This is a genomic window from Sphingomonas lacunae (assembly GCF_012979535.1).
Lineage (GTDB): Bacteria > Pseudomonadota > Alphaproteobacteria > Sphingomonadales > Sphingomonadaceae > Sphingopyxis > Sphingopyxis lacunae.
The window spans coordinates 1720428-1738504 of the sequence record NZ_CP053015.1 but is presented as its reverse complement, the minus strand read 5'-3'; the positions used below and the strand labels follow the sequence as shown (position 1 = coordinate 1738504).

Genomic DNA, 18077 nt, shown 5'->3' with positions numbered 1-18077 from the left:
ACTGCTCGCAGAGCGGTGCCATCCATCTGATACGAGGGTAAATGATGCATGGCATTTCGATGCGCAGCGCCTGGAATCAGGGTGTGGCTCTCTTGTTCGGCGACCGGAGGACTGCCGCCATCTATCTTGGCTTGGCGCTGGTCATTCCTTTTCTGCTGTTTTCGATCCACGACGGATCAAATTTCCGCACCTTCTTCGCGTTGATCGCCGATCAGGGCGTGTTTGCCGCTTCGTCGGAAACGCCCTGGACCATTCTCTCGCTCTTCCTTTTCTCTTCCATTGCCTATGTCGGTGTGGCCTTTGCCTGGTGGAATGCCGTGCTGCCCGCCTCCCGCGATGGCGTGATCGGAGAGGTCATGTATGGCCTTGTCGCGGCGTTGATTTCGGTCATCATCGCCTTTGCCATGTATGTGACGATCAACCTGCCGTTTGCCCTGATGATGGCGATGGTGGCCACCGCGATAGAATCAGGCTCGATCAGCCCCCTGCCAATGCTGGTCATCGGCCTGCTCAATGCGATGGCATTGCTTTGGTTCAACGCACGGCTGTGCATGGCTGGTCCGGCAATGGCGGCGACCGGCGGCCTCAACCCCTTCCCTGCCCTCGCGCGGTCCTGGCGGCTGACCGGACAGGCGCAATGGCGGATATTTTTCTATCTGCTGCTGTTCCAGCTGATCGGTCTGGGTGTGATGGCACTGTTTATCACAGCGGGCGTCGGCCTGATCGTCGGCACCTATGATTTCGGCTGGCAGGACCGGGTGATCACATTGGGCTGGATGCTCGTCGAGCTGGCACTGATGGCGCTTTACCTGATCGTTTCGGGTGGTCTCTACCGCGAACTGGCCAATGATACTGACGTCACCGCCTTTGAATAGACCTTAGCGATTGGCACCGCGAAACCGTTCAGGCACGCGCGTCCCCTCGCCCAGATTCCTGTCGGGATCGATGATCAGGCCGACAACATTCACCGCCGCACCCAGCAATTGCGGCAAATCCACCCCGGAGTAGCATTGCCCGGAAATCGAAGCGCCGCATGGCTCGCCGCGCGGATCCACTGCGGCGCCATCGGTAGACCCCGCAACCGGGCCGTAAATCTCTGGCAAGGGCAGCCCTTCATCCTGTTGCCGGCCGCAAACGACGATGTCGCTGGTTGCCGCGGCCTCTGCCCGGCAATCCTCATGGGTACGGATGCGCGCAAAGCGCCTGGCGTTGGCGATATAGTCGACTGGCGTCTCGCTGGATGGTGCAGTCAATGTCACCGCCTGCTGTGCGACGGCCTGATTGGGCAAACCGGCAGAAATGGTTGCGATGGTTACAAAGCCGTAACCTGTTGCGATCATTGACCGCCTCGACATAAGCCATCCCCTCGCCTAAGCGAGCCCCCAAAAGATCACCCTGCCACTGGAAGGTATCTGCGACCATGACGACCAAGGCAAGTCAAATCCTCGACCGCGTACTGGTGCTTGAAATGGTCCGCGTGACCGAAGCCGCCGCCATCAATGCCTCCAAGCTGATCGGGCGAGGCGATGAGAAGGCCGCCGACGCCGCTGCCGTCGAAGCGATGCGCGCCGCGCTCAACGAACTGGCCATGGACGGGACCGTCGTCATCGGCGAAGGCGAGCGTGACGAAGCGCCGATGCTCTATATCGGCGAAAAGGTCGGCAGCGCCCCCGGCACCGGTCCCAAGATCGACATCGCGCTCGATCCGCTGGAAGGCACGACGATCACCGCCAAGGCTGGCCCCAACGCCCTCGCCGTGCTGGCGATTGCCGAAGAGGGCGGTCTGCTCAATGCGCCGGACACCTATATGGACAAGCTGGCCGTCGGCCCCGGCTATCCCGAGGGCATCATCGACCTCAACAAGAGCGTCACCGAGAATGTCACCGCCGTCGCAAATGCGAAGGGTGTGGCGCCGTCAGACATCATCGTCTGCGTCCTCGACCGCCCGCGTCACGAGCCGATCATCAGCGAGCTGCGCAGCCTTGGCTGCGGCATCGTGCTGATCCCGGACGGCGATGTGGCAGGCGTCATTGCCACCACCGACCCGGAAACGACGGTCGATATGTATATGGGCCAGGGCGGCGCTCCCGAAGGCGTGCTCGCGGCCGCTGCCTTGCGCTGCGTCGGTGGCCAGTTCCAAGGACGCCTGGTTTTCCGCAACGAGGATGAGCGCGCCCGCGCCCGCAAATGGGGCATCACCGATCTCGACAAGGTCTACAGCCTCGAGGAACTGGCCAAGGGCGATGTCATCTTCGCCGCCACCGGCGTCACCGACGGTTCACTGTTAGAAGGCGTCAAGCGCAAGCGTGGCGGTATCCTGACCACGGAAAGCATCGTGATGCGCGCCAGCAGCCAGACGGTCCGCTGGGTCAAGAGCCAGCACCGCCAGAAGGACTGAGCACGGCCAAGCCGGCAAGCATAGAGCAATTTGCATGGTGAAAGGGCGGCTGCGCAAATGCGACGGCCGCCCTTTTCCCGTATGTGCAAGCGGGCTCAGGCCAGGGCACGTTTGTAAATGCTCCTCTTGGGCTTTTCGAACAGCTTCATGACCATCGGCTCGAAAAATTCGAGCGGGGCAGTGTCATAGTTGGGGTCAAAGCTGTTCTGGTCATATTTGGCGCAAAAGTCGGCACAGGCCTCGAAATGCGGGTGGCCGCGGTACTGCTCGCGCATGTCCCTATCGAGGCCGAGATATTCGAAGAAATAATAGCCCTGGAAGATGCCATGCTGCTCGCAGATCCAATGCTCTTCCTCGGAGACAAAGGGCTTGATGATCGCGGCGGCGATGTCCGGGTGGTTATAGGCACCGAGCGTATCTCCGATGTCGTGCAACAGTGCCATGACGATATAGGATTCGCTGCGTCCGTCACGATAGGCGCGCGTTGCCGTTTGCAGACTGTGGGTGAAGCGGTCGACCGGATAGCCGCCGACATCGCCGTCGAGCAAGCGCAGATGGTCCAGAACCCGCTTTCCACCCTGCGGCGAATGGACCAGAGCCTCACCGCGAATGATATCCCAGTCGGCCTGTGTGCCCTCGGTCATCGCGTGAAACTTGGCGCGATCCATCACTTGATCATTCATCATCTCTCTCCGCCAACGTGCTGCTTTGCCAGCAGGATACACATGGACTGGTAGAGGGCAAGCACAGGACCGGGACCAACAAAAAAGCCCCGCCGGAGCGGGGCTTTTGGAGGGACTGGTGGAGCCTAGCGGGATCGAACCGCTGACCTCTACAATGCCATTGTAGCGCTCTCCCAGCTGAGCTAAGGCCCCACGTCCGTCTGCCGAGCCTGGGTGACCGCGGCGGTGAGAGGCGCCCTCTAGTGGAGAGGCGCCGATGCTGGCAAGGGCAAAAATGCCCCTGCCGGCAAATTTTTTGCATCAGACGTCGTCGTCGCCGGTTTCCGCGGCCACGCCAAGATCATCGTCGCCGCCGAGGTCGACATCATTGTCGGGCGAGACATTGTCGTCATCGACATCGACGTCGAGATCCAGATCGGCATCGACGCCAGCTTCGTCATCGACGACTTCCACCACGCCGGGCTTGAGCTGCTCGAACGGCATCGGCTGCTTCGACTTGAGCACGGGCTCAGGATGCCAGGCATGACCGCAGTTGATGCAGGTGACGGGCTCATCCTTCATGAGGTCATAAAAACGCGTGGCGCATTTGGGACAGCTGCGCTTGGTGCCCCATTCCGGCTTGGTCATATGTCTGTCAACTCGCTGAAAATATCCCTTTCCGGCCCTTTGCTGCCCGAAAAGACAGTGGCCGGATCGAATCCGCGTGCGCCTTGCCAGAAAGCCGCCGCGCTGTCAAAAGCCGCGCCATCCATGAGCCACACATCGTCCCAGCCCGCCCCCGCGACCTTCGCGCCTTCCGGCCCCCTGACCGGCACCGTCCGTGTGCCGGGCGACAAATCGATCAGCCACCGATCGCTGATGCTTTCGGCGCTCGCCGTTGGCGAAAGCCGCGTCACCGGCCTGCTGGAGGGTGAGGATGTGATGTCCACCGCCGCCGCCATGCGCGCGATGGGAGCGGTCATCATCCCGCCTGACGGCGGGGGGCTTTCCCCCGATGCAGGCATCGGCGGCGGTCATGCCGGACAGGGCGGTGCGGGCCCGGATCGGCTGTGGACCATCCACGGCGTCGGCGTCGGCGGGCTCCTGCAACCGCAGACCGCGCTCGACATGGGCAACAGCGGCACTTCGACGCGCCTGCTGATGGGCCTCGTCGCCAGCCATGCCATCACCGCCACCTTCATCGGCGACGCCAGCCTGTCGAAGCGCCCCATGGGCCGCGTGATCGACCCGCTGTCGCTGATGGGGGCGACTTTTTCCCCCGCACCCGGTGGCCGCCTGCCGCTGACGATGAGCGGCATCGTCCCCGCCGTGCCGCTGTCCTACCGCCTGCCGGTTGCATCGGCACAGGTAAAGTCAGCGATCCTGCTTGCCGGTCTCAACACGCCGGGCATCACCGAAGTGATAGAGCCGGTCCCGACCCGCGACCATAGCGAGCGGATGTTGCGCGGCTTTGGCGCGGACCTGTCGGTCGAGGTCGAGGCAGACGGCACCCGCATCATCCGTCTTATGGGCGAGGCCGAGCTGAAGCCGCAGACCATCGACGTTCCCGGCGACCCCTCCTCAGCTGCCTTCCCGGTTGTCGCCGCGCTGATCACGCCGGGCAGCGAAGTGCGCGTCACCAATGTCGGCATGAACCCGACCCGCGCCGGCATTTTCAATGTGCTCGTCGCCATGGGTGCCGATCTGACCTTCGAGAATGAACGCGAAGTCGGCGGCGAGCCGGTGGCAGACATTGTCGCGCGCCATTCGGTGCTGACCGGCATAGACGTGCCGCCTGAAGTCGCGCCGAGCATGATCGACGAATATCCGATCTTCTTCGTCGCCGCCGCCATGGCGCAGGGGGTAACCCACGCGCACGGCCTCGACGAGCTGCGCGTCAAGGAATCGGACCGTCTGGCGATCATGGCAGGCGGCCTTGCCCGGCTCGGCGTCCATCTCGACGAGCGCGAGGACGCGATCAGCATCACCGGATCAGGCGGCGAGCCACTGGCGGGCGGCAATGGCGAGGTGATGATCCATGCCGAACTCGACCACCGCATCGCCATGAGCTTTGCCATCGCCGGCCTCAACACGCGCGGCGGCCTGACCATCGACGACATGAGCCCGGTGGCGACGAGCTTCCCGACCTTCCAGGCGATGCTGAGGGATCTGGCAGGATGACCGATTGGATCAGTCCCCTCGCCGCCGACATTATCGGCCTGATCGGCAGTGCGCTTTTCGTCGGCGGTTTTGCCTATGCCAATATTGCCAAAACGCTGAACCAGCTTTGGTTCAACGCGATCAACCTTGCCGGGGCCATTCTCTTGCTGATTTCGCTGTCGGTGCATTTCAACCTAGCCGCCTTTGTATTGGAGGCAGCGTGGGGAACGATCGCCCTTCTCGGTCTCGGCAAGGCGGTTTGGGAACGACAGCGACCAAAGGACCAGCCAGCATGATCATCGCCGTCGACGGCCCGACCGCTTCGGGCAAGGGCACCATCGCCAAGGCATTGGCCGCGCATTATGGCCTGCCGCACCTAGATACCGGCTTGCTTTATCGGGCGGTCGGCCGCCAGGTGGCGCTGAATGGCGGCAATCCGGATGACGCGGGCGATGCCCTGGCTGCGTGCGGCTTTGCCGATGCGCTGCTCGATGACCCCATTCTGCGCGATGAGGCAACCGGTGGCCTGGCCAGCCGCGTCTCCATTCATCCGGCAGTGCGCAAGTCCCTGTTCGAGCGGCAACGCGCCTTTGCAACGCAACCCGGCGGCGCGGTGCTCGACGGGCGGGACATTGCGACGGTGATCGCGCCCGATGCCGATGCCAAGCTGTTCGTTACCGCTTCGGTCGATGCGCGGGCCGACCGGCGCTGGAAGGAGATGCAGGCGAGTGGCGGGGTGGCTTCCCGCGAATCGATTGCCGCCGATCTCGCAGCGCGCGACGAGCGTGACCGCAACCGCGCCGCCGCGCCGCTCGAACAGGCCCCCGGCGCGGTGCTGCTCGACACCAGCAATCTCAACCGGGAAGAGGCCATCGCCGCCGCCATCCTCATCGTCGAGGCCGCGCTACGCAGGGGTAGCTGAGCCCGCCCGCCCTGTCACAATAGTGTCACACATCTGTCACAGGGCTTTCGCCTTGACCGGCTAATGCCCTACTGTCGGCGGGCCAATCCCGCGGAAAACGGGGACGTTGACGATGACAGCGATGGCGATGAAGGCCGCATCAGCCCTTCGCGGCAGTGGTGACTGGCTGGCCGGGCTCAAGACAGGGGCTGCGCCGTGGCTCGACCTTATCGCGGGACCGGGCCCCCTTTGGTGGCGCTTCACCCGCTGGAGCCAGCGCAACAGCCGCTGATAACGAGGCCCCAAGGCCGGAAATGCTTGCTGTTCGCGTATTTTTGGGTTAGGGGCGCGCGCATCAACCGGTCTTGTGGTCCGGTGACGATGACCGGGAAATGAGCAGCCCTGCACGAGGCAGCCCCGGCGCAATGATCCGGCAACGGAAGCAAGGTGGTCCGCTCAAGAGGGTGTGCCGCCCTGCCTTCGTGCTTTTTCACATGCGCCAGCCAGTCCACCGTCACCAACCGCAAGGACGTGCGATACCCGTTTGGCAATCCGGCCAGACGGGGATGTTCGGCCACAAGACCCCGGGAACCAACCTGGCGGCCGGAATAGAAATGTAAGGAACTCCAACCATGGCCTCTTCGGCTCATCCTACCCGCGACGATTTCGCGGCCCTGCTCAACGAGACGCTCGGCGGTGCCGACACCCAGTTTGAAGGGCGCGTCGTAAAGGGCACCATTACCGCCATTGAAAACGACCTCGCCGTCATTGACGTCGGCCTGAAGAGCGAAGGCCGCGTGCCGCTGCGCGAATTCGCCATGCCGGGCCAGAAGGCTGACCTGAAGGTCGGGGACGAAGTCGAAGTGTTTGTCGACCGCGTCGAAAACGCCATGGGCGAAGCGATGCTCAGCCGCGACCGCGCTCGTCGCGAAGCCGCCTGGGATCGTCTCGAAGAAGAATTCACCAAGGAAGGCCGCGTCGAAGGCGTCATCTTTGGCCGCGTCAAGGGTGGTTTCACCGTTGACCTCGGCGGCGCCGTGGCGTTCCTTCCGGGTTCGCAGGTCGATATCCGCCCGGTTCGCGATGTGCAGCCGCTGATGGACCTGCCGCAGCCGTTCCAGATCCTCAAGATGGATCGCCGCCGTGGCAACATCGTCGTGTCGCGCCGCGCCATCCTTGAAGAAACCCGCGCTGAACAGCGGTCAGGCCTGATCCAGAACCTGACCGAAGGCCAGGTGATCGAAGGCGTCGTCAAGAACATCACCGATTATGGTGCGTTCGTTGACTTGGGCGGCATCGACGGCCTGCTCCATGTCACCGACATGAGCTACAAGCGCGTCAACCACCCGAGCGAAGTAATCGCCATCGGCGATTCCGTCCGCGTCCAGATCGTTCGCATCAACCGCGACACGCAGCGCATCAGCCTGGGCATGAAGCAGCTGGAATCGGATCCGTGGGAAGGCGCGATGGCCAAGTATCCGATCGGTGGCAAGTTCAGCGGTCGCGTCACCAACATCACCGAATATGGTGCGTTCGTCGAACTGGAGCCTGGTATCGAAGGCTTGGTCCACGTTTCGGAAATGTCCTGGACCAAGAAGAACGTCCATCCGGGCAAGATCGTTTCGACCAGCCAGGAAGTCGAAGTGTCGATCATCGAAGTCGACAGCGACAAGCGCCGCATTTCGCTCGGCCTCAAGCAGGCACAGTCGAACCCGTGGGAAGCCTTTGCGGAATCGCACCCGGTTGGCACCGTTGTCGAAGGCGAGGTCAAGAACGCAACGGAATTCGGTCTGTTCATCGGTCTGCCGGGCGACGTCGATGGCATGGTCCACATGTCGGACATCGCATGGGGCATCTCGGGCGAGGAAGCGCTGGCGCTGCATCGCAAGGGTGAAGCCGTCCAGGCCGTCGTCCTTGATGTCGATGTCGAGAAGGAACGCATCAGCCTGGGCATGAAGCAGCTTGAAAAGGGTGCCCCGAGCGCTGCTGCCGCTGCCGGTGGCGGTTCGGCCGGTTCGAGCCTGCGCAAGAATGAAGTCGTTACCGTCACCGTGCTCGAAGTGCGTGACGGCGGCCTTGAAGTGCAGGTTGGCGAAGATGGCGCGACCGGCTTCATCAAGCGCACCGACCTTGGCCGCGATCGTGACGAACAGCGTCCCGACCGTTTCCAGTCGGGCCAGAAGTTCGACGCCATGGTCATCGGTTTCGACCGGTCGAAGAAGCCGAACTTCTCGATCAAGGCCATGCAGATTGCCGAAGAAAAGCAGGCTGTCGAACAATATGGCTCGTCGGACTCGGGTGCATCGCTTGGCGATATTCTAGGCGAAGCGCTCAAGGCCAAGCGCGAAGGCTAATTGCCTCGCAAAGCAAAGAAAAAGGAAAGGGCGGCCAATGTGCCGCCCTTTTTTTCTGCCTCCAGTTGCCCACCAACATGCCGAATCAGGGCATATTGATTTGGATGATGCTATTCTATACCATTGGGTAACGGTCGAATATGGGTGGATCGACCGTTACCTCCCCAGGGACCATGACGTGCGTTGTCGCGCGTTGTTTTCCTGTAGTTGGGGCGGGTCGCATCGCCCAGCGGGCTCGCCCAACGATAAGGAAAATATGCAATGATCCGGTCTGAACTGGTACAACGACTGGCCGCAGAAAATCCCGGCCTTCGTCCTGCCGAGATTGAAGCGGTGACCGACTCTTTCTTTGAAACCATCATCGATCATCTAGCACAGGGCGGCCGGGTGGAACTGCGCGGTTTCGGCACTTTCTCGACGCGCAGCCGCGATGCGCGCGAAGGCCGCAACCCCAGGACTGGTGAGATTGTCTCCATCCCGGCCAAAAATGTGCCCTATTTCAAGGCGGGCAAGGAGATCCGTTCTCGCCTGAACAGCGACTGACCAGTCAGGAAGCGCAGACGTTCGAGCTGGTCCTATTGATCGCCGACACTGCGGCCAGACATTGAAAGGCCGTCCCTGTGCCCAACCACCGGGCCGGCCACTTGCCATGGCGCACGATCGCTGCAACAGACAGGCGAGCCCGTGCGGACGTGGCGAAACCGGTAGACGCGACAGACTTAAAATCTGTTTTCTCTGAAGTGCGGGTTCGAGTCCCGCCGTCCGCACCAGCTTGGCGATGCAGTGCATGCCGCAGAGAGTTTGGCAGGCGCGAGATGACTTGAGCGCGCGTTTCCCCTATGGAACCGGCATGATGAAAGGGGTTCGGACATTGAGCCGCAATCATGACTGCCGCTGCGGGGTTCCTGTCAGGTGACCGAGCTGCCGTGGCGCCGATTGCTGCGTTGGCTTCACCTGTCGATGGGCCTCAGCGTCGGCGCTGTCTTTTGCCTGATCGCCCTGTCTGGCTCTGCGCTCGTCTTTTATCCCGAGATTGACGCAATGTTGCATCCGGAGATGGACGATCCGCGCACTGCTTCACTGGCGTCTTATGATCGGGCGATCATCGTCCTGCGTGAAACCTATACCGACAAGCATGGCCCCTGGCGGTTTGAAGTCACCGGCGCCGCTGGCCCGATACCAGCCCGTTACTATAATCCGCCTGAAACGGACGGCCGCGCTTTTGCGCCAATGATGGTGTGGCTGTCTGCCGATGGTCAACAGATAGTGCGACAAGACTGGTGGGGCGATTATGCCATGACGCTGGTCTATGACTTTCACTACCGCCTGCTCGGCGAGCATATCGGCGCGATCATTGTTGGGTGGCTGGGCATCGCAACCACGCTGTTGCTGCTATCCGGTCTGGCGGCATGGTGGCCGAAAGGATCGCTGCGCAAGGCGCTGCGGCACCGGCGCCAAGCTCCTGCGGTGCGCCGTTTGCGGGACATGCATAAGCTGACCGGACTGGCCGCTTTGATTCCGCTTGCCTTGCTGTGCATGACTGGGGCGATGCTGGCCCTGCCTGCTGAGAGCGAGACCATGCTGACCCCGCTGCTCGGGCCGCCAGATCCTGCACCGGACAGCAAACAGCTCACAGCCAGCACCGGCCCGGATCTGCCCCCATCACAGGCTGCGGCAACTGCCCAACGCGCCTTGCCCAATGCGCGGCTGGCCTGGATCGAAATACCGGGAGCCGGTGACTGTTGTTACCGTATCCGGTTGCAACAACGGTCTGATCCCAGCCGGCGCTTCCCGCACAGCTTCGTTCTGGTCAGCCGGTATGATGCAGGGCAGATCATGGTCAAGGACGCCGCACGCGCGGGACCGCACAGCCGTGTCAACAACTGGCTCCACCCGCTCCACGACGGGTCCTTTGGTGGCATGGCAACCCGCCTCGCGACAGTGCTGGTCGGCCTGTTGCCCTTGCTGCTGTTTGGCAGCGGCCTGTGGCGGTGGCGATTGCGCCATCGCCGGGCGACACCCCAGAGGCCAACCAGGGGCTAGCGCAACGAAGGTGGCCCGTAGCTGTTCGGCCCCGCTGTTCCCGGCAAAGTCATGATCACCAGCAATCCGATGTTGGCCAACGTCGCCACCGGCCCACCAATCACCAGCGGCACAATCATCAGCACCAGCAGCCATCCCGATGCGTTCATGTCATGCAATCGGCGCACTGTGAGCGCCACATGCGGGATGATCGTTGCGAGGACCACGATGGTAACGACAATCGCTCCCAGGGTGTCACCGACGGCCTCGGCGAAAAGGAGGATCACCAGCAGCGCAATGAAGAGTGCGAGGCTGTAGCTCCAATATTCGAGCCGGGTCGAACGACCGTCAAACTCCGCATAGCGGTGCAATGGCTGAATCCACACCGGGTCCGCCAGCCAGCGCGGAGGCGGTCCGGCCGGAGCAGGCGCCCGCGCTGCCGTCACACGTTCCTTTTTGAACACGGTAGATACAGGTGGAGCCTTGCGACCTATTGGCTTGGCAGGCTCTGACGTTTCCATGGCCTCGGGTCCAGCTGCCTGCGTCGATTGCAACAGGGGCTCCGCTGCCGCCTGTTCCACCTCGCCATCGCTGACCAGGCCGTGTGTCGGAGCGGTGTCGACTGGCTCCGTTGCAGCCTTGTGTGAGGCAAACCGCAAGTGCGGCAGATCACCGGCATCCATCACCTTGCGTCCGCTTGGCAGAAAGGCGGTGACGCGGGTCGAGGGGGTGAGCGCACCCGAAGCAATATGGGCCCAGGCGTCGTCTGATGAGCATATCAGATGCCCCTCCCCCTGAAAGCGGAAGGAAAAATCTATCCAATCAGATTCAGTCATCCGCGCAAAGGGCCTTCCCTGCAAAGCGGAACGGACATCGGCAGCGCTTGTCAGTCAATGAAGCCGGCCAGCTCGCCGCGCGGCTCGGCGAGCAGCAAAATGTCCCCCTGTTGCTGTACAAGGCCAAGCCGGTTGATCCGCAACTGACCACTGCCGCCGGCGACAATGTCATAGGCTGCCTTGATCTCACGCGGCACATCGCGGCTCTTCGCAAAGGAACTGCTGAAATCGCTGATAAAGTAAAATGAAGGCAGCAGGATGATCCGGTCATGTCCGTTCAATTGCAGCGCGAGCAGCTTTTCAGTGCCCATAGCCTCGCTGGCAAGCTGCACCTGCCCGCCTTCCACCGCGTGCACCAGACGGGTTCGCCCGAACTGGCTGACAAAGCTGTCATAAGCCTTTTGGCTGACATTGGCGCCAGCGAGGAATTGCTGGAACTGGTTCTGGAAATCGGCAACTGCCTGATTGGCGGCCTGATGAGGATCAACCGGAGGGGGTGCGCGCATTTCAACAGGAACTGCAGGTGGATCAGCGGGCGGCGGAGCGGCATGACCGGTCAAGCCCGCGTGGTCGGAGCGGTTGTCCGCCGGAGGTATCATGCCCCATCCTGTCGGCTTGGACCGGGGAACCGGGGAAAATCCGCCCACAGCCTGTTGCGGGGACATTGTCCCATGCTGTGGAGAATTGGCCCAGTTGGCCTGCTCCGCCGCTTCCTTGGTCCGTTCCGCGCTCTGGGCGAGTTTCAACCTGTCCATGTCGCTGCGCAATTCGGACAACTCGCCGAGCAGTTTGCGGCGACCAAGCCAGCCCCCTGCAAATGCGGCGATCAACGAAAAGGCAAAGGAAATGGCGACCGAAATCCCCAGGGTTTGGCCGTCATTTTTCGATGCCACGGCTCTGGGCGCTACCGAAGGGCCCGCAGCCTCAGCGATTGGCCGCGGGGCCTTCACCGGCATATCCAGAGTCACAGCACGCGACTGCGGTTCAGCACGCTCTAGGACGCCAAGGTCATTGCGTCCGCTGACGACAAATATTGCCGCCAGCAATAGCAGGGCCACGACACCCAAAATGCCCCAAAGCCAACGCCTGTCCATTACATCAACTCCGCCTTGATGCGTTGTTCACGCCGTTCGGCAGGTGCTGCCAATTCCCCGACCAACGCCTTGAGGGCGACAATGAAAGGCGGTTCATAGGCCGGTGTTTCCCCGCCGGCTTCCTGTTTGGACTCGATAATGCTTTTCTCGACAGCAGCTTCAAGCGACTTCCAAACGCCCTGCTGCTTGCCACCGCCCATATCGAGCTTGATCACCTCAACGGCGCGAAGCGCGTCGATGAATGCCTGGAACTCGTCAAGACCCACCGACCGCACTTTGGCATCAAAACTGCTGCCAGTGATAATCGCGTCGGGCGCGATGACGGAGCCGTCAGCCAATGTCAGCGTCAGTCCGGCCGGAATGTCTGTTCGCGCCTGGCGGGCCCCGCTCTTGACGTGGGGATCGATTGTCGGCCGCTCGACCAGCATGCCGTGGACCACCTCCAATTTCTCGTCCTGCCAGCTGAACAATTGTGGTTCGGACGCATCCGTGAGGCCCGCCGCGATGGAAAAGACCGACACGGCGGCGGTAAAATCGCTGCTGTCATCTGGTGCCAGCCTGCCATGGATGCGCTTGAAGAGGCCGGCACCGCGTCCACACAAAGCAAAGCTGCTGACCTTCGCAAGTTCGGGGTCGGTAATGGTACCATCGGCGATCAATTGCTTGACGATACGTCCCAGATACCAGGCGATCCCGGCGATGAAGGTTAGACCGGCAATGCGCAAAGGCGCTCCGGTTCCCTTGGCGAGGGTCAGCGTCCAATGCTTGTCCATCGCCTTTTGCAGGTCGAGATCGCTGTCCTGTGTACCCGTGCCGCTGAACAGCAGTTCGGCGAGATCGACATGCTCCTTTTCCCGCCCCTTGCCAGACGCCGCCTCGGCCGCGGCAGCGAACATGCGGCCCCAGGAATCCAGTCCAATCTTGTGCAAAATCTCCGGGTTCTGGCTAAGCAGGCGGGTGAAAAAGTCCTGCCCTGCTATCCGGAAGGAACCACGCCAGCGTATCTCCTTGGCTTCCCAGATGGTGACGTCGGTGGTGCCGCCGCCAATATCGAGAACCATGTTGAGTCCCTTGGCGTTGAGATTGGACCCATCAAGGAGACAAACCGCAGACGCCAGCCCTTCCGAATAAAATTCATCGAGCGCCTTTTCACCCAGATCAGTTGAAATCGCCGCCACCCGTTCGATCAGATGCTCGCGATAACGGCTCATCTCGCGGGAGCTGAATGCATCGGGCACGGAATAACGCCACATGATCTGACGTGGATTGCGCTTTGATTCCGCCAGCACCTCGGCAGCCGTCATCGTCAGAAACTGTTCGAGGAAGTCGGATGCAGCCGCTGACTTGCGCTCGTCATGGCTCCATTTCAGCCCAAACAGCGTATTGTCGTAAATCCGCTGGAAATCGAGCCATTCCTCGTCCTCGCCGCCTTCGGCAATCGACTGGGCAGGATGAAAATAGATCAGATTCTTGAACAGGCTGACCGGCTCATGGCTCTGATAGGGCAAACGCTCAAACGCCACTGTTGATGTCGGCGTCTTGCGCATTTCCGAAGGCTTGAAAGCCGGCAGATTCGTCCTGAAGTCATACAGCGCATTTTCATGCGTTTCGGGATGACGCGAGCGGATCGGGAACAACAGGCGTTGCTGGAACGTGATCGGCCGCGAACCCGCCCGGTCGAGGCAGGCGACCGTATTGGTCGTGCCAAAGTCGATAGCGACAACTGATGTCTGGTTGCTGCTCGGCTCCTTCACCTCAAGCGGGGTCAGGATAAGGCCGGCGTAGCTGATGCTGCGTTCTCCACTCCCTTCAAAATAGGTGATGGCATCGAACGGCATGTTCGAAAACAGCATCTCGTCATGGAATTCGCCGCTCGCCGGTACAACCGACTGCTCAAACTCACCGCTCCGACCCTTGGGCAGGCCACCGGCATTGAGGTCAAGCAGGCTGCTGATGGCCAGTTGCGGTGAGTTATGTCGTTGCACCTGGCGAACCAGATGCTCGCAGGACAGGCCCGTGCGGGGCAGTGCCTGATCGACAGCACCCGGCTTGTAATAGAGCCGCAGATAGTAACGGTCCCACACCGAAGACCGGAAGTTCGGCCACAGGCTGGCATAATAGGCACGCCAGTCGACCTTTGTGACCAGCAGATAATCCCCCGGACCGGCATCCTCGACATAATGGCGGGTCATGTCGATCCGCCGGCCTTCGGGCTGGTCGGTTTCCAGCACGATGGACAAGGTCACCGAAGCACGATTGCCGCCAAGTTGACAACTCAAACGACCGGACAGCGGCCCACCACCCGTTAACAGCGCCACCGGCCTGACGGGCAACAACATGTCGCGCAGGTTCGACGGATGCGCCTGGATTTCCGGACCGTGCCGTTCATTTTGCGACCGCAGCCTGATCAAGCGGCGGGTCATCAGGTCATCACCCGTGACGATCAGCCAGCCTTCCTCCATGGCCTTTGTCCGCACATCCTCCAACAACGCCGGGTTGACCAGCAGTTCGGACAATGTCGTGTGGCCCCAGACGAACAACGACCGCGGCTTGACCCCCTGTACCCTGGCAATCGCCTCATCAACCAGGATCATGCCCTTGAAATGGCCGCCCTCTCCGGCAACGTTGTCCGCCAGCCGGATACGGGTGCGGGACAAAATCCAGGGGTCCAAGTCCCCTGCCACCGTTGCGCGCATCATCAACGGATCGAAGAGGGGGTGCAGTTGCTCGTTCGATGCCGTGACCGACACTTCAATATCGGCAATCTCGCCAATTTCGGCCTCAATCTCCTTGCCATAATCAGCCAAAAGCTGGGCGATCTGAAGGGCGATGGGGTCACCGCCCTGATTTTGGAGGTGGGTTTCCAGCTTTTCCAGCCAACCGGCGAGTACGACCAGTTGCGTGACCGAAAGCGCGTCCGGACCCTCAAGCTTGAGAGGGTCCACGATACCACTACGCATCCAAGGGATTTGTGGGATGGCAAGGTCATTGACCGATCGACCGGGCGACACCAGACAGATCGGGTTGGTCATGGCAACCGGCCGACCGCTGCAATCGAAGATTGAAACCGATTCCCACAGATGCGCCTGTCCGCCAATCGCCACCTCTGGCCGCAGGTCGCGCAGCACATCGCTGAACCGGTTGCTGCCCGGCGGCGAAAGGGCCGCTGAACGGCTGATCAGCTCATAGGCTGTCCCGGCCATTTCCTGCAGTGCGAACATGGCAAGCAGGCCGCGCCACTGCGGCATGACCAGCGCATGGATGGTATGCTTGCGGTCAAGCAGCGCCTCACCAAAGGTACGCGCCTGCGCCCAGGGATCGGGGATGGCACGAACAGGCTCCTCAGGATCGAGGAAGGCGCGTTCATTGTCGACACTAAGACCGCGGCCAATGGTCAACAGCCCGACGTCGGCATTTTCCCAACGGCCTGCGACCTGTTGCGGCGGAACTTCCGAGCCTGGATGCTGCGGAGGGAGGTTGGCGATAGGCATGACTTACCTCACTCGGACAGATTGATAGGTTGCGGCGACAACGCGGCCAATGCCGGCATGACCGCCAGGCACATCCAGCCCCTTGGCGCTCAGCTCGCTGTAAATGGCGTCGCCGGCACGGGTTACCGGAGACCGGTCATCAAAACGGATCATCTGATTGAAAATCTGCATGAAATGTCCCCGGCCAAAGCCGGGGGCAAGCGCCACCGGCGCTGTTGGCGTCGCCTGATGATGCGGAGACAACAACAGGCTGAGCGACCACAGCCCTTCGCCCCAGCCGACGCCGGGACCATGCTGCCGTCCCATATGCTCCATGGTCGCGGCCCAGGTGAGAATATGGAACAACAGGGTCCGCAGGGTTCGCAATTCCGGCTCGGACTCTTCGATGCTGGCCTTGTTGGCGAGGCGATAGGCCCAGTTGGGGTCAAGAAACTTGTCCGGCACCCGCAATTGCGGCTCCACAAGATAAAGCCAATAGGCGGCAAAGCGCAGCAACTGACCAAGACGGTCCAGCGCGACTTCCGATTGCGGAAAATCCTGCCACAGCAACTGTCCGCCGGTGCGTGACATGCGCATTGTCGGTACCTTGCCGGTCCCCAGCGCGTCGCGCTCCTCCTGCGAAAAATCCTTGGTGAAGAAGTCCAGTGCAGAGGTGGCCGCAAAAATCTCTGCGGGCAGCGGCGGATTTGCCTGGCTCTGGCCCCCGTCCTCACCATAACCCAGCGCGAAGAAGGGTTGCCAGCCGCTGATATAAAAGCGGTCAAATGTCCGTTCATGGGTGAACAGATTGTCGTAATATTCCAGCGCCATCTTGGCCTTGGGCATGAGTTCGTCGGGGCTGACCGCTGACACCTCCTTTTCATCCAGCTTGTCGAACGTGAAATAGGGCAGCATCAACAAGCCGCCGAGGTTCACATTGCGGCCATTGGTCATCGTTGGATCATTGCGCATCCGGTTGAGCTTGCGCGCCAAGGTCGGAAAACCGGCAGCCCCGGTGCCGCCAAAGGCCGAACCGACGATGAAAATGTTGACCTTGCCCTGCTGCGGATCGTTCATCAGTTCCTGCATGCGGCCGACAAAGTCGTTATTCTGGTCAGTCAGGGCAGTCACAAAGGCTGCCGAACCAACATGGGCCCGGCCACGATAGCCCCTGCCCAGACCCAGATCCTGTTCATCACCATTGTCCATGAACAGCATGTCGAACAGGTCATTATGCTCATCGGAGAGGTTCTGGCCGATCATGCTTTTCAGCGTGGCTGAACCCTGGTTCGGCATCCAAAGCGCATTGAGCCTCGGCTGCACGAACAACGGCAAGACCCTGGTACGGCCAATCGCCGGCCCATTGTCGGCTGACCAGTTCAAGGCGTTGCGGGCCTGTGCCACACCCCATTGGTCACGCATCTCACCCATCAGGGCAAGCAGGTCACGGGTACGCTGCAGATTGCCGTTGGCCCCGTCCTGATCAACCAGGCCGACATGCAGATGGTCAGGCCCGTTGCCCGCCGCGACCATCACCAAAATGGCCTCGACAATCTTTGCTCCGGTGCCACCGACACCGATCAATATGTTGGTCATGGGTGCTTACTTTCCAAAGCTCGGCAAAAAGGCCGACAACGGCACGGAACGCTGCATTGTCGGCTTGACACAGGTCGCGGTGGCGAAGTGAAAGGCGAGGACCAGCAACAGCCCCCCGAGCAAACCGGTCACGATGTAGGCTGTTCCGACCAGCAGGGCCGCCATTCCAGAATCAAGCACATTGATCCACCACATGATCATGGACAGCACAATCAGGGCGATGAGCAGGAAAGCCCACAGCGGCTTGCGGCTGCGCGCATCTTCTTCAATCTGCGGACTTAGCGATGCTGTGCTGGCCAGGAAAATGATCGCCAGCACGATACTGGCGATAAACACTTGCACAGTCCAGTTCATCAACAGGGCAAAACCGTCTTCCAGCGCATAGTCGATCGCGAGCTGGGCATTTTCGGTCCCGTTCGCGGCATCCAGTGCTTCCTGGGCAACATAGCCCGGATCACTGGTCATGACATAAGCGATCCCGACCACCACAGCGGCGAACACGAAGTGAATGCCGATCGCCAGCAGCGACTGCACAACCAGCCGACCAAAATTGATGCTTTCCTTGCGCATAAACTCTTTCCCCT

The 18077-nt window shown here is 61.3% G+C and carries 17 protein-coding genes and 2 tRNA genes; 10 read left to right on the top strand and 9 right to left on the bottom strand.

All coding sequences use genetic code 11. The features are described 5' to 3' along the window. Positions 1-41: 41 nt before the first annotated feature. Positions 42-875, top strand: coding sequence for a hypothetical protein (locus GV829_RS08365; RefSeq protein WP_169945739.1), 834 nt, complete (start codon positions 42-44; stop codon positions 873-875). 3 nt (positions 876-878) lie between these two features. On the opposite strand, the gene GV829_RS08360 is transcribed toward GV829_RS08365, so the two are convergent. Then, entirely contained in the window at positions 879-1340 is a 462-nt protein-coding gene (locus GV829_RS08360) for a hypothetical protein (RefSeq protein WP_169945737.1), read from the bottom strand. Positions 1341-1420: 80 nt separating this feature from the next. Between GV829_RS08360 and glpX the strand changes: the two genes are divergently transcribed. Next, positions 1421-2398 carry a class II fructose-bisphosphatase gene (gene glpX / locus GV829_RS08355; protein WP_169945735.1) on the top strand — a complete coding sequence of 326 codons (978 nt, stop codon included), beginning with the start codon at positions 1421-1423 and terminating at the stop codon, positions 2396-2398. 95 nt (positions 2399-2493) lie between these two features. Here glpX and GV829_RS08350 read toward each other — a convergent pair whose 3' ends face one another. The 3 genes from GV829_RS08350 to GV829_RS08340 all read right to left on the bottom strand — a co-directional run bounded on the left by GV829_RS08350 (position 2494) and on the right by GV829_RS08340 (position 3708). Next, positions 2494-3081 carry an HD domain-containing protein gene (locus tag GV829_RS08350; RefSeq protein ID WP_169948131.1) on the bottom strand — a complete coding sequence of 196 codons (588 nt, stop codon included), beginning with the start codon at positions 3079-3081 and terminating at the stop codon, positions 2494-2496. A 116-nt stretch (positions 3082-3197) separates the two neighbouring features. Then, positions 3198-3273, bottom strand: a tRNA-Ala gene (locus tag GV829_RS08345). A gap of 108 nt (positions 3274-3381) precedes the next feature. Continuing rightward, on the bottom strand, positions 3382-3708 hold the full coding sequence (locus GV829_RS08340) for a TIGR02300 family protein (RefSeq protein WP_169945732.1): 327 nt from the start codon (positions 3706-3708) through the stop codon (positions 3382-3384). A gap of 123 nt (positions 3709-3831) precedes the next feature. On the opposite strand from GV829_RS08340, the gene aroA reads away from it, so the two are divergent. The 8 genes from aroA (at position 3832) to GV829_RS08300 (ending at position 10518) form a co-directional block, all read left to right on the top strand. After that, complete coding sequence (gene aroA / locus GV829_RS08335; RefSeq protein WP_169945730.1) at positions 3832-5241, top strand: 3-phosphoshikimate 1-carboxyvinyltransferase; 1410 nt, start codon at positions 3832-3834, stop codon at positions 5239-5241. Beyond that, entirely contained in the window at positions 5238-5516 is a 279-nt protein-coding gene (locus GV829_RS08330) for a CBU_0592 family membrane protein (RefSeq protein ID WP_169945728.1), read from the top strand. The genes aroA and GV829_RS08330 overlap by 4 nt, the downstream gene beginning before the upstream one ends. After that, the gene (locus GV829_RS08325; protein ID WP_169945726.1) at positions 5513-6142 is read left to right on the top strand and encodes a (d)CMP kinase; all 630 of its coding nucleotides are present in this window, start codon (positions 5513-5515) and stop codon (positions 6140-6142) included. Before GV829_RS08330 ends, GV829_RS08325 begins: the two co-directional genes overlap by 4 nt. A 112-nt stretch (positions 6143-6254) precedes the next feature. Further along, positions 6255-6413, top strand: a complete 159-nt coding sequence (locus GV829_RS08320) for a hypothetical protein (protein ID WP_169945724.1) — start codon at positions 6255-6257, stop codon at positions 6411-6413. Between the two features lie 340 nt (positions 6414-6753). After that, entirely contained in the window at positions 6754-8475 is a 1722-nt protein-coding gene (gene rpsA, locus GV829_RS08315; RefSeq protein ID WP_169945722.1) for a 30S ribosomal protein S1, read from the top strand. 261 nt (positions 8476-8736) lie between these two features. After that, positions 8737-9018 (top strand): integration host factor subunit beta, encoded by a 282-nt coding sequence (locus GV829_RS08310; protein WP_169945720.1) that lies wholly within the window; start codon positions 8737-8739, stop codon positions 9016-9018. A 143-nt stretch (positions 9019-9161) separates the two neighbouring features. Then, a tRNA-Leu gene (locus GV829_RS08305) sits at positions 9162-9245 on the top strand. 142 nt (positions 9246-9387) lie between these two features. After that, positions 9388-10518 (top strand): PepSY-associated TM helix domain-containing protein, encoded by a 1131-nt coding sequence (locus tag GV829_RS08300; protein ID WP_212612115.1) that lies wholly within the window; start codon positions 9388-9390, stop codon positions 10516-10518. On the opposite strand, the gene GV829_RS14325 is transcribed toward GV829_RS08300, so the two are convergent. Genes GV829_RS14325 through GV829_RS08275 form a run of 5 tightly spaced genes read right to left on the bottom strand, consistent with a single transcriptional unit; the run spans position 10515 to position 18063 of the window. After that, a complete protein-coding gene (locus GV829_RS14325; protein WP_246202787.1) occupies positions 10515-11333 on the bottom strand; it encodes a DUF805 domain-containing protein in 819 nt (272 codons plus the stop codon). The genes GV829_RS08300 and GV829_RS14325 overlap by 4 nt on opposite strands. Before the next feature lie 50 nt (positions 11334-11383). Continuing rightward, on the bottom strand, positions 11384-12427 hold the full coding sequence (locus GV829_RS08290) for a hypothetical protein (RefSeq protein ID WP_169945718.1): 1044 nt from the start codon (positions 12425-12427) through the stop codon (positions 11384-11386). Beyond that, the gene (locus GV829_RS08285; protein ID WP_169945716.1) at positions 12427-15918 is read right to left on the bottom strand and encodes a rod shape-determining protein; all 3492 of its coding nucleotides are present in this window, start codon (positions 15916-15918) and stop codon (positions 12427-12429) included. The genes GV829_RS08290 and GV829_RS08285 overlap by 1 nt, the downstream gene beginning before the upstream one ends. Before the next feature lie 3 nt (positions 15919-15921). Next, positions 15922-17493, bottom strand: a complete 1572-nt coding sequence (locus GV829_RS08280) for an FtsZ/tubulin family protein (protein ID WP_169945714.1) — start codon at positions 17491-17493, stop codon at positions 15922-15924. A gap of 6 nt (positions 17494-17499) precedes the next feature. After that, positions 17500-18063, bottom strand: a complete 564-nt coding sequence (locus GV829_RS08275) for a hypothetical protein (RefSeq protein WP_169945712.1) — start codon at positions 18061-18063, stop codon at positions 17500-17502. Positions 18064-18077: the final 14 nt, after the last annotated feature.